The organism is Kitasatospora sp. NBC_00070, from assembly GCF_045041205.1.
Taxonomy (GTDB): Bacteria; Actinomycetota; Actinomycetes; order Streptomycetales; family Streptomycetaceae; genus Kitasatospora.
The window spans coordinates 474,611-487,557 of sequence record NZ_CP108248.1; the positions used below are offsets into that span (position 1 = coordinate 474,611).

Consider the following 12,947-nt stretch of genomic DNA (forward strand, 5'->3'; position numbering starts at 1 on the left):
CGAAAGGCGCCTGGTGCCCCTGGTGTGCTGAACGGCCGACAGCCCCCGGCCGGAATATGATCGGCGTACCCGGCCGGGCATCCGGCGGCACCGGCCGCCGCCCTCAGCCGCTCCCACCGTCCGCCCGGCACGATCCGGAGGTCTCGGCCGTGGAACATCCCGAGTACGCTCCGGGCCCCGCCCCGCGCCCGCTCCGCGTCCTGTCCAACGGTGACGGCTTCCAGGCGCTGTGGCCCGACGCTCTCCCCCTCCCCGCCGGATGGGACCCGGTCGGCGCGCCGGGTTCCCGGGAGGAGTGCCTTCTGGCGGTGGCCCGGTCCGGCCCGGCGTTACGCCCCTCGAACGGTGCTCCCGGCGTTACGGTCCACGGCCTGTTCCGACGGCGGGCGGCCCGCACCCCTGACGCCACGGCCGTCATCGGCGACGAGGAACGGCTGACGTACCGCGAGCTCGACCGTCGCAGTGACCGGCTCGCCCAGCGTCTGCGGGCACACGGGGTACGCGCGGACAGCGTCGTCCCGGTGTGCCTCCGGCGCGACGCCGCCATGGTCGTCTCGCTGCTCGCCGTGCTGAAGGCCGGCGCCGCGTTCCTGCCGCTCGATCCCGGCTACCCCACCCCGCGGCTGCGGCAGGCCGCCGAGGGGTCCCGGGCCGCCCTCGCGATCACCAGCGCCGACGAGCAGGACCGTCTTGGCCTGCCCGCCCTCACCCCCGAACGCTCCGCTCCGGACACCGTGGCGCCCGCCGAGACCTCCAGGCCCGACGACCTCGCCTACCTGATCTACACCACCGGTACCACCGGCACTCCCAAGGGCGTGGCGGTCAGCCACCGCACCATGCTCGTCACGATCGTCCGGGCCGCCCGGGCGTACCGGCTCAGCGGCAGTGACCGTGTCCTCCAGCTGGCCGCGCTCGGCTTCGACACCTCGCTCGAGCAGATCTTCGCGCCTCTGCTCAGCGGAGCCACCGTCGTCCTCGGCGGCCGTCGCACCTGGTCCCCCGCCGAGTTCCTCCACGAGGCGAGGCGCACGCGCGTCACCGTCGCCGACCTGACGCCGAGCTACTGGCACCAGGCGCTCGCCCTGCTCACGGACGGCGCGCGGGCGCCGGAGGACCTGAGGCTGCTGATCGTCGGAGGTGAGACTGTCCACGCCGAGGACGGCCGCGCCAGTCTGCGCCACTTCCCGAGCACCGCTCACGCCAACGCCTACGGTCTCACCGAGACCGGTATCACCTCCACCCTCGGACGCTTCCGGCCCCAGCAGCTGGACGGCGTCCAGCACAGCGTGGCGGTCGGACGCCCCCTGCCCGGCAGCACCGTGCACATCCTTGACCCGCTGCTGCAACCCGTGCCGCCCGGCCGACGCGGCGAGGTCTTCGTGGGTGGTCACGGGCTGGCCCTCGGCTACTGGCACGACCCCGCGCTGACAGCCGAACGGTTCCTGCCCGACCCGTACGCCCATGCCCCCGGAACCCGGATGTACCGCACGGGCGACCTCGGCTTCTGGCGGCCCGACGGCCAGCTCGAACTCATCGGCCGGATCGACGACCAGGTCAAGATCCGGGGCCACCGGGTCGACCCGGCGGAGATCGAGGGCCATCTCCGGAGCCACCCGGCCGTCGGCCAGGCCGTTGTCCTGGCCGGGAAGGACCGCGCCGGGACCGCCGCGCTCACCGCCTACTACACCCCCGCTCCGGGGGCCGATCCCCACCCCGGCCTGCGTGACCACCTCGCGGCCCGGCTGCCCGAGCACCTCGTCCCCGCCTCCTTCCACGCCCTCTCCCAACTGCCGCTGGACATCAACGGGAAGATCGACCGGCGGCGGCTCGCACAGACCGCCCTGGCTCCGGCCGGCCCCACCCGCGCCGGAGCGGACCCGCTCGCCGAAGCGGACCACGGGCTCGCGTACCTGTGGACCCAGCTCCTGGGAGTGGACTCCATCTCCCCCGACGACGACTTCTTCAAGCTCGGCGGGGACTCCCTCACCGCGATGGACATGCTCGCCCGCGCCCGGCTCATGTACGGCCTGGGGATCGAGCACCTCCGCGACCTCACCCGCGCCCTCCTCGCGGACCCCACCCTGGCCGCCGTCGAAGCGGCCCTCCACGAGGCGACCGTGCCCGGTCACCACCGCCCTCAGGAGCGGCCGGCCGACTACCAGGACGACGCCACGCTCGGCGTCCCCGTCCGCCGGACCCACACCGCCGCCGACCCGCCGGTCCATGCCCTGGTCACCGGCGCCACCGGCTTCTGCGGCACCCATCTCCTGCACACCCTGCTCAGCACGGCGGAGGACATCCAGCTGCACTGCCTGGTCCGGGCGGTCGACACCGACCACGCGCTGGAGCGGCTGCGCACGGCCCACTGGTCCTTCCTCGGGCGCGAGCTCGACACGTCCCGCATCCACCCGGTCGTCGGTGACCTCACCCAGCCGCTGCTCGGCCTGGGCCGCCGCCGCTTCGAGGAGCTCGCCCGCACCATGGACGCCATCCACCATCTCGGCGGCCGGGTGAACTTCCTCTATCCGTACCGCCAGCTGCGCGCTGCCAACGTCTCCGGCACCCGCGAGATCATCCGCCTGGCCGGGCACTCCCGGGGCATTCCGGTGCACTACCTGTCCACCATGGCCGTCCTCGCCGGTTTCGGCGCCGTCGGCACCTCGGACGTCACCGAGGACACCCCTCTCGACCATGCCCGGCACCTGGGTGTCGGCTACGTCGAGAGCAAGTGGACCGCCGAAGCACTCCTGAACAACGCCTCGGCGGCCGGCCTGCCGGTCACCATCTACCGGGTCAACGACGTCACCGGTGACCTGGCGGGCGGCACCATGAACCTGGGCACCGAACTGTGCGCCCTGATCAGGTACTTCGACGACACCGGCGAGTTCCCCGACGTCGACCTCCCCCTCGACTTCGTGCCGGCCGACCGATTCACCCAGGCCCTGGCCCACATCGCCACCCACGTCCCGGCCCGGGGCCAGGTGTTCCACCTCACCAACCCCCACCCCGCCCCGCTCGCCGCCCTCGCCCGGCGCATCCAGGCCCGTGGCCGGACCGTCTCCCACCTGCCGTACCCCGAGTGGACCCGGCGTCTGATCGCCCACACCACCCGGTACCCCGACCATCCCCTCACACCTTTCCTCCCCCTCTTCGTCGACCGCGCCCCCACCATCGACCGCACCATCAGCGAGATGTACTTCCGACCCACGTTCCCCCGGTTCACCACCGACCGCGCCGACCGCGCCCTCGCGGCCAGTGGCATCGAGATTCCCCCGGTCGACGACCAGCTCCTCGACTTCTACCTCGGCCGCCTCGAAGCCCTCGGCTACCTCGCCCCGTCGACGTGACCGGGCCCGCGCGGCGCACATCCTGCACGGCAGGCTGCCCGGGCGGTCGCGGCGGAGACGGGCCGTAGTTGTTTTGCTTGGGTTGACCACCACGAAGTGAAGATCATCAATACGGGAGGTGAGCGGCATGGCAGTGCCACGTGCCGTGGTGAAGACTGGTGACCTCCTGACGGTGACGATCCTCTCCCCCCTGGTCACCCCGATGCTGCCGAATCCAATCCCCCTGACGGGGAGCGGGACGGTCAAGATCATGGGAATGCCGATCTGCCTCCAACTGGACTACGCCTCCGGTATCCCGGTCGACTTCCAGGGGAACACGATCTTCGACTACATGTCCCCCCCGTTCACCACTCCCGGCCAGGGGATGCTCTTCCTCACGCTTCTGCCGGTCAACCTGACGACGCGCATGGTGAACAACGGCTCACCGGTGATGACCTCCGGAAGCCTGATCAAGCTGAACTTCAGCGTCGTCGTCCCGGCGATACAGATCACACCGGCCGGCGTCACAGTGAACGACCCCATGGTGCGGAAAGAGGGCATGGGCCGGATCACCCCGGTGCCACCCACGAAGGTCTTCTCGAGCTGAGCCCCGGCGCCGCACCGGAGCGTTCACCAGAGCGGCGACTCGCGCCGTGCCTCGGCCGCGGTACCGGTATGAGCGGACGGCCCTGCCAGGCCCGTCTTCCTCAGGAGGGCCGCCACGTGGCGCCGTGCCACGTCCCAGCCCCCGACCGCGGGGACGATCCGCCACCGCAGCCCGCTCTCCGCCGTCTCGACAGAGATCCTCCCCTGGGCGAAGACCCGCACCCGCCGCAGGTCGAGCATGACGGCGGACACGCCCTTCCGGGAGAGGATCATCCCCGGATCCGGGGCGCAGAAGATCCGGTACCTGACACCCCCCCAGTCGAGCTCCGGGGGGAGGTCGATGCCCAGCCCGGTCCAGAGCTCGAGGTCGGACCTCAGGCCGGTCACCACATCCCCGTTGGACGCGACACCGGCGCGCGTGCGCGACAGCCGGGCCATGACGCGCTCGTACTGGTCATCCCCGAGTCCCACGTACCGCTTCTCGTCCGTGCGCAGGGCCGGCGTCAGCCCATGGCCCGCGCCCTCGGAGAAGGACGCTCCCCAGGCCCGGGCTTCGGCCGGGAAGTCGTTGATGATGGCGAGGTCGCGGTACTGATGGCCGCACGGCGGAACCTCACCGGCGGCGTGGGCCCCGTGGGACAACCGTCCGCACCCGGGGCGGAAGCACTGGACGACCTGACGCTCGATCAGGTCGGCGTAGGTGAGCCGCTCCCCGCACTCGGAGCACGTGGCGAACCTCGGCGGTTCCGGCAGAGCGATGATGCGGTCGGCCGGTCGGCCGGGGGTCTCGGCGGGACGCGCCGGATCGACCTCGGCGGGCGGGACCTCGGAGCCGTGGAGCACGGTGAACCCGCTCGGTTTTCCCCGCCAGACCCGCTGGAGCGGCCGGGTGACCAGGTGGGACCGGAGCGACTGCTCAACGGCCTCCGACCAGCCGTCGGTGTAGGCGATCTCGGCGGGGAGCTTCGCGGCGGGGAGCGGCAGTACGACATCGCCCTTCGCGACGACGCGGCCCGCCCGCTCGAGGGCGTCGACCAGTGGTGTGCCCTCAGGGACGTCGGAGAGGTGGACCTGGGATCCGTCCCGCCCGATCTGCCAGAACCGGACGGTGACCGAGGTGTCGCCTTCCCGCACCCCCCGGGCGACTCTCCAGGCGTTCTCCCGCTGTGCTCTCCTCTCCGCTCTGAGGCGATCAGCAGGATCGGCAGAATCCGTGGGGTCCTCCTCCGGAGAATTGCCCATTGGCTCTCCGCCCTTCGGCTCAGTTCCGGCATTCCGTTCCTCGAACGTCCTTCGAATACCGGCGGCGAACCGACCGCGTCGCCGCCTTCCGGTCTCACCGCCGGAATCGCTCGGGCGCACGGGATCAGGGAGCCCGGCCGCCCCTCCAGCGTGCTTTCGCCGGGGCTTGCTGTCCGCCCCTTATGGGCAGACTTCCGTGACATGGACTACCCGTCCCAAACGTCGCACCGGAAGGGCAAGTCCGGGCGATGCCGGCGTCGATAGGATTCCGGGGCCGGGCGGTGCTGGGCTGGACCGTTCTGGCCGACCGCGGCACTCCGTCTACCTTGGGGAGCGGAGATGGACTCTCCCGCGCCGGGATCTCCGCCCAGCGGAAATCAGAAGCGCTTCGTACACCGGATCTGGCACAAACTGCTGGTGCTGGGGATCGTTTTCGCGATTCCCATGACGCTGGCGACGGTCTTCCTCGTCAGCCAGCAGAACAGCGGCATCGACACGGTGGACCGGGAACTCGAAGGGGTGCGCTATCTGCGCCCGCTGAGCGCGCTGTTCGATGAGGTCTCGCTGCACCGGACGCTGTCGCTGCAGGCCGCCTCGGGCCAGGAGCCGGCCGCGAGCATCCCGGAGCTGAACGAGCGGATCGACGCGGACTTCAAGAGCCTCGTCGCGGTCGACGTCGATCTGCAGAAGAACCTCAGAACGACGTACGACGAGCTGGGTGCGCAGCAGAAGTTGAATCTGCTGCCGGACACGATGATCGCCGACTGGGAGCGTGTGAAGCAGAGCCGTAGCCCCCAGGCTGCGGCCCTGGACGCGCAGCTCATCACCACCCTGCTGGAGATGCAGAGCTACGTCGGGGACACCTCGACGCTCATGTTCGACCCGGATCTGGACACGCACTACACGATGGCGGCGTTCCTGTCCTCGGCCCCGGCTCTGGGGGGGCAGCTGCACAACGTCGGTGACACCGTCGACGGACTGCTCGCCCGCAACGTCCTCAGTGCGGACGACCGGACCAACCTCACCCTGGCCACCAACATCGCCACCCAGAACCTGGCGGTCCTCAGCGACGAGCTCAACCGCGCCTTCAAGAGAACCTCGGACTACAACGACAACCCGTCGCTGCAACCGAACCTGCAGCCGCTCCTTGACCGGGTCGGGAAGACCGTGAGCTCCTGGGTGATCGCGACCAACGACCGGGTGGTGCACCCGGCCACGCCGACCATCCCGCAGGCCGAGTACGCCCGCCTGACGTCCGAGGCGCTGAAGGCCACCACCGCCCTGCAGGCTGCGATGTACGACGAGCAGGTGCGCATGCTCAACACTCGCAAGGCGGGGTTCGAGCGGACCAACCTCATCGACCTGACGGCGGTTGCGGCGGCGCTGACCGTCAGCATCGCGCTCGCCGCCTACACCTCCCGGCGCCTGTCGCGGAACCTGTCGGCAGTCGCCACCGCCGCGCGGGAGCTGTCCACCGGTGACCTTCACCAGCGGGCCCAGGTGCGCAGCAAGGATGAGATCGGAGCGCTGGCCTTTGCCTTCAACACGATGGCCGACCGTCTCCAGGACAGTTACACCGCGGTGGAGGGGCAGGTGCGCGTCCGGACCGAGGAGCTGCAGCGGCGTACGGACGCGTTGACCCTGCTGGAGGCCTCGGCCACTGCGGCGAACGAGGCGACCGACTGGGAGGAGCCGCTCGCGACGATCCTGGGACTGCTCCGGGAGCACATGGGCTGGCGGGCGGGCCGGGCATACGGTGTCGCGCACACCGAGGACGGCGGGCGCACGCTCGTTCCCTCGCTCGGCTGGGCGGGGACCCTCGAGGTCTCCGACGCGGCCCGGCGGGCGCTGGTTGAGGGCGTGCCGTACGGGCCGGTCCCGGCGGGCCCGGTGGCGGCCGACCCTGCGCAGGGCGCCGCCGGGATCATCGCCTTCCCCGTGTTCGCCAACGGTCTGGTCGAGGCGGTCCTGGAGTTCATCACTCCCACCACCGAACCGCTCGGACCGACCGACACCGCTCTGATCGCGAACGTGGTCACTCAGCTCGGGCGGGTGGAGGAGCGGCGCGGTGCGGCGTCCGCGCTGCGGGGTTCGATGGAGGCAGCCGAGGCGGCCAACCGGGCCAAGAGCGCGTTCCTGGCCACCATGAGCCATGAGATCCGGACCCCGATGAACGGTGTCGTCGGCATGACCGAGCTGCTGATGGACACGCCGCTGGACGCGGAGCAGCGCAACCTGGCCAAGATCGTCCAGAACAGTGCGGACAACCTGCTGACGATCATCAACGACATCCTGGACTTCTCGAAGTTCGAGGCGGGCAAGTTCGATCTGGAGGACATCCCGGTCAACCTGCGGGAGTGCATCGAGTCGACCTTCGACGTGATCGCGCCCAGGGCGGCGGAGAAGGGGGACATCGAGCTCGCCTACACGATTCAGCCCGACATGCCGGACGAGGTGATGGGTGACCCGGTCCGGCTGCGGCAGATCCTGATCAACCTGCTCGGGAACTCTGTGAAGTTCACCGAGTCCGGGGAGATCGTCCTCCACGTCGAGCGGATGGCTCCGACCGACGGGCACGCCTCCCCGGTCGAGGGCGCCGACGGGCTGCTCCTGCACTTCACCGTGCGGGACACCGGCATCGGCATTCCTGGCGACCGGATCGAGAAGCTGTTCCAGCCGTTCGAACAGCTGGACAGTTCGACGACGCGACGGTACGGCGGCACCGGCCTGGGGCTGGCGATCAGCCGTCGGCTCACCGAGCTGATGAGCGGCACGATGTGGGCCACCAGCGAGGTCGGGGTGGGCACCGAGTTCCACTTCACGATCGGTTCGCGGCAGGTTCCCGAGCCGCTGCGCCGGCGGCCGGTGCTCACTCCGCACAAGCTCACCGGCAAGCGCCTGCTGGTGGTCGACGACAACCGCACCAACCGGGCGGTGCTCACCGCACAGGCGGAGGCGTGGGAGATGTCGGTGCGCTCCACCGCGGACCCGCAGGAGGCGCTCGGTTGGATCCGGGCCGGGGATCCGTTCGACGTCGGGATCCTGGACATGCAGATGCCGCGGATGGATGGCGTCACGCTGGCGCACGAGATCCGTGCGCACCGTTCCGCGGCCGAGCTGCCGCTGTTCCTGCTGACTTCGCTGGGCCGGGCGGACGTGCCGCCCGAACGGCTCAGTCCGTTCGTCGCACTGCACACCAAGCCGGTGAAGGCCGCCCAGATCCACGCTGACCTGTGCCGCGCTCTGCTGCCCGAGGAGGAAGCCGCTGCGGCGGTGCTGGAAGCGGACGAGGCTGTCTCGGCGGACGTTCTCCGTAAGGACCAGGCGGCACCTGCGGTCGGCAGCTCGTTCAACCTGCGGATACTGATCGCCGAGGACAACGCGGTCAACCAGCAGTTGGCACTGCGGATGCTCGCCAAGCTCGGCTGTGATGCCGACACCGTGGACAACGGCGCCGACGCGGTGGAGGCGGTCCACGAGCGGGTCTATGACGTGGTCCTGATGGACGTTCACATGCCGGTCATGGGCGGGCTGGAGGCGTCGCGGAGGATCCACCAGGAGATCCCTGCCGAGCGTCGGCCGTGCATCGTCGCGCTGACCGCCTCCGCGATGCGGGAGGACCATGACGCGTGCATGGCCGCCGGCATGGACCACTACCTCAGCAAGCCACTGCGTCTGGCCGAGCTCACCGCAACACTCGGGCGGTGCAGGCCGCTGGCCGCGTACCCGGCTGAGCCTGCCGCGGAGACGCTGCCCGAACCTGCGGCTGTCACTCCGGCGCCGGCTCCCTCGGCCGCGGTGGCGGAACCGTCGCAGGCGCTGCCAGTGGCGGATCCGGAGGACGGTGCGGCGGTGCTCGACGAGGCGACCGTGCGGGCGCTGGCGGCCTCCCTGGACACCGCCTTCGCCGTCCAGCTCATCGACACCTTCCTCGAAGACGCCCCTGGCCTGCTGGACCAGCTGCGCAGCGGGCTCGACACGGGGGACGCCGAGCTGGCCCGCCGGGCCGCGCACACTCTCAAGTCCAACGCCAAGACCTTTGGGCTCGACCGGCTCTCCCCGCTGTGCCAGGAGGCCGAAAACCATGGGGCCGCAGGACGCCTGACCGAGGTGTCCGGCCTCTTCCCCCGTATCCAGGGCGCGTACGACCAAGCCCGTAGCGCGCTCGGTGACATCCGAAAGGCGTTCCACGATGGCAATTAGCAGGCACATCCTCGTCGTTGACGATGACCGCACCAACCGCATGATGATCACGTACCGGCTGCAGGCCGGCGGACACCAGCCGGCCAGTGCCGAGAACGGCGTCGAGGCTCTCGCCGCGCTCAAGGAGAGCCATTTCGACCTGGTCCTGCTCGACCTCCTGATGCCGGACATGGACGGGTACACCACCTTGCAGATGATCAAGAAGGACTCCGAGCTGCAGTCGACCCCAGTGATCATGATGTCGGCGGTGGGCGAGATGGACAGTGTCGTGCGCTGCCTGGAACTGGGCGCCGAGGACTACCTCGCCAAACCGGTCGACCCCCTGGTCCTCGCCTCGCGGATCAACGGAATCCTGGCCCGCGAGGACGTGCAGAAGATCCAGGCCGACTTCGGCCGGGTGATCGAACGGCTGGCCGACTCCGCCAAAGCCGCAGGCCGGGGGGAGCTGCCCACCGGGGCACTCGACGACCTGGTCCGCGACGGCGGACCGATAGGCCGGCTCGCCGACGAGATCCAGCGCTTCGCAACGGCAGAGGAGCGGTGACATGCCTACGACGTACAGAGTCTCAACGAAACCACTCCTGGGAATCACGGCCCTGGCGGTGGCGACGCTGCTCACCCTGGCCTCGTGCGGCTCCGGCGGCGGCTCCGACCGTCCCAAGGCGTCGGGCCCGTACAAGGCCTGCATGGTCGCCGACACTGGCGGCCTCGAGGACCGCTCCTTCAATGCCGAAGCCCTGGCCGGCATGCAGCAGGCCGCCAAGGCCGACAAGTCCATCACCGTGGACACCGTCAACTCCGCCTCGGCGAACGACTACGCGGGCAACATCGCGAAGTTCGTCTCGCAGGACTGCGACCTTGTGGTGACCGTGGGCTTCTCCATGGGCGACGCCACGTTGGAGTCGGCGAAGCAGAACCCGTCGCAGAACTACACCATTGTTGACAGCCAGTCCACTCCCCCACAGATCAAGGGCCTGCAGTTCAACACCGCCCAGGGTGCCTTCCTCGGCGGCTACTTCGCGGCGGGCATGACCCAGACCGGCAAGATCGCCACCTTCGGCGGCGCCAAGTTCCCGAGCGTGACGGTGTACATGGACGGGTTCTGGGAGGGCGCGCAGTACTACAACCGCGAGCACAGCACCAAGGTCGAGGTTCTCGGCTGGGACGAGCCGTCTCAGAGCGGCACCTTCACCAACCCCCAGAGCTTCACCGACCCCGAGGGCGGCCGCCAGATCTCCCAGGCGTTCCAGGAACAGGGCGCCGACATCATCTTCCCCGTCGCCGGCGGCACCGGAATCGGAGCCCTCACCCAGGCCAAGGCCAGTAACGGGAAGATGAACGTCATCTGGGTCGACAACGACGGCTTCTACTCCAACGCCGACTACGGCTCGGTGATCATGACCTCGGTGGTGAAGGGCATCGCCAGCGCCGTCAGCACCGTGGTCACCGCCGCCGCCGACGGCAGCTTCAACGCGACCTCCTACGTCGGCACCCTCGCCAACCACGGCACCGACCTGGCGCCGTACCACGACTTCACCTCACGGGTCCCGACCAGCCTGATCAGCGAACTCACCGCCACCCGGCAGAACATCATCAACGGCACGATCAAGCTCATCTCCCCCAACCAGCCCGCCCCCTGAGCAGGACGAACTATGCAGGCATTGCCCAGACTTGCCTGCGACCACCGGCCGGGGGACGACATCTGCTCGTGGTGGCCGGCCCGCTGGCCACCACGGGCGCTGCCCCGTGCTTGGCCACCCGGCCTGGTGACAGTTCACTGAGCCCTGCCCCAGGCTGTCAGCCGCCGATCAGGGGATGGAGTCGGCGGTGTCGGGTTTCCCCCCTGCACACGATGCTCCTGGTCTCGGCAACGGCCGACGGCCGCATCACCCGACCAGTTCCCGCGGACGGGATCCGCGCCCTGCACGGACCACCTTGACCGGGAGCCAGCCCGCGCCGGGGCGCCCGGCCTGTGCAAGACAATGGGCCGCCGCTTCCTGCGACGGCCCCGAGCTTCTCCTGGCACTCTCCGCACCCGCCGCGCAGCGGGCTGGCACTTCCTTCACCCCGACATGCCGTTCAGATGCGAATCACCTGACGCTGACACGGCCGCTGAAAATTGCTCCGATCATTTCTTTCAGCTTCTCCTGGAATTTGCTTCGCGGAGGGAAGCTTCTGTCGACTGTAACCACGCAGGTCCTGTCGGTGAAATTAACCGACAGCTCTCCGATCGGAAAATCATCTTCGCTCCAAGTGAACCCCGCCATCAAGAGGTTAATTGGGAAAAATTTCGGGTCTGCATTATTTTGCACAATGCAGAATACATGACCGACAGCATGAGCCCTGAACCAGAGGACTTTGAGGGCAGTCTCCTCTTTGCTCTTCAGTGCAAATTCCAGCGATTGTACACTCTTCAGCCTGGATGCCCTGGAGATTTCCTCCAAGGAAATATTCCTTGCCCTCGGAGGGGCCTTGTCGAGCCTAGTCTTCGTCACCGCACCGGACGCACCGGACGCACCGGACTCCTGCTTCCCGGCCTTCACGCCCTCCATCTCGGTGACGATTATATCACCAGAGAAAGCCGAAAGGATCTCATTGCACAAGTTGTCAAACCGCACATCAGAGCGCCCTCTCGTATACGTTACAAATATCGTATTTTTTCCTCTCATCCTCCTTATTATGCTCAGTTCGGCGGTTGCACTGAAATCTTTTCGGAAATTTGCGTCATCTCGCAGTCGGGCCGGAGGGCTGTCATCTATCCAAACACCGCCACCCTCTTCTCCCAGCTGCCAGACGCGAAGCCTCCTCCGGTGAAGCCGGCCGTTTCTTGGGGCCTCCCGAGTGAGCTCTTTCAAGGCATCGGCGTTTCTTGCTTCCATTTCAACTGTAGTCGTCTTTAGTTCAAGGTCGACTGAACGCAGGTACCGAAACATGTAATCATCACGCGCATCGATGCTTTCCAGTTTCTTCGCATGCTCCTTTGGCGGATTTTCGTCAAGCGAAATCTTCCAGAAGTACTCGCCGTCCGCCAGGCCCTGCCAGAGGTAAGGAAATCTCTTCTCCAGAGGCCTTACCATGACTGGCCCGGTCCTCCTTTTCCCGAGCGCCCCTCCCCGCCCTTCTCCACCTGTGCCGCCAGCTGCCAGTTGCTTGAACTTTTCTTCACCCACCAATCCTTCGATGCTCAGTAGCGACGGAGGGCCAGAGCTGTACTTGTAGAAACTACTACCGCCTGCCCCAAGCGTCCCCCACCACCAGTTTTCGGCATGTTTATGCTGCTGAAAGATGTCTCTTTCGGCTGCATACTCCACGAATTCCCAGAATTTCAGCAGGAAGGCTTCAAAATTTTCACCCAGATACTCGTCTTCGGAAATCATTTCCGTTCGGATGCGGTCTAGATCCTCCCGCAACTCGGCGCCACGCCCCGATGTAGCCTGGCAGAATTCCGAGAATTCATCCCAATTGACTGCCCCCGCATATGTGATCGAGTACCATTGGCTGACCAGGATTATCATGTGGTTCTGCGTTACCATCTCCCGAGAGATCGCCATTTCGATTCTTCCCTCCGAA

General features: G+C 68.0%; 7 protein-coding genes. 5 read left to right on the forward strand and 2 right to left on the reverse strand.

Translation table 11 applies throughout. The features are described from left to right. Nucleotides 1-149 precede the first annotated feature (149 nt). A complete protein-coding gene (locus OHV05_RS37115) occupies nucleotides 150-3,347 on the forward strand; it encodes an amino acid adenylation domain-containing protein (RefSeq protein ID WP_405021683.1) in 3,198 nt (1,065 codons plus the stop codon). A gap of 127 nt (nucleotides 3,348-3,474) precedes the next feature. Beyond that, complete coding sequence (locus OHV05_RS37120; protein ID WP_331730673.1) at nucleotides 3,475-3,933, forward strand: hypothetical protein; 459 nt, start codon at nucleotides 3,475-3,477, stop codon at nucleotides 3,931-3,933. 23 nt (nucleotides 3,934-3,956) lie between these two features. Here the strand turns inward: OHV05_RS37120 and OHV05_RS37125 are convergent, their stop codons facing one another. Then, a complete protein-coding gene (locus tag OHV05_RS37125) occupies nucleotides 3,957-5,066 on the reverse strand; it encodes a hypothetical protein (protein ID WP_405021684.1) in 1,110 nt (369 codons plus the stop codon). A gap of 552 nt (nucleotides 5,067-5,618) precedes the next feature. On the opposite strand from OHV05_RS37125, the gene OHV05_RS37130 reads away from it, so the two are divergent. The 3 genes from OHV05_RS37130 to OHV05_RS37140 are packed head-to-tail and all read left to right on the forward strand — an operon-like array spanning nucleotide 5,619 to nucleotide 11,017. After that, nucleotides 5,619-9,377, forward strand: coding sequence for a response regulator (locus tag OHV05_RS37130; RefSeq protein WP_405021685.1), 3,759 nt, complete (start codon nucleotides 5,619-5,621; stop codon nucleotides 9,375-9,377). Then, nucleotides 9,343-9,921, forward strand: a complete 579-nt coding sequence (locus OHV05_RS37135) for a PleD family two-component system response regulator (protein WP_405021686.1) — start codon at nucleotides 9,343-9,345, stop codon at nucleotides 9,919-9,921. The genes OHV05_RS37130 and OHV05_RS37135 overlap by 35 nt, the downstream gene beginning before the upstream one ends. Nucleotides 9,922-9,979: 58 nt before the next feature. Beyond that, on the forward strand, nucleotides 9,980-11,017 hold the full coding sequence (locus OHV05_RS37140; RefSeq protein WP_405021687.1) for a BMP family protein: 1,038 nt from the start codon (nucleotides 9,980-9,982) through the stop codon (nucleotides 11,015-11,017). A gap of 450 nt (nucleotides 11,018-11,467) precedes the next feature. Here the strand turns inward: OHV05_RS37140 and OHV05_RS37145 are convergent, their stop codons facing one another. Beyond that, nucleotides 11,468-12,928 (reverse strand): hypothetical protein, encoded by a 1,461-nt coding sequence (locus OHV05_RS37145; protein WP_405021688.1) that lies wholly within the window; start codon nucleotides 12,926-12,928, stop codon nucleotides 11,468-11,470. Nucleotides 12,929-12,947: the final 19 nt, after the last annotated feature.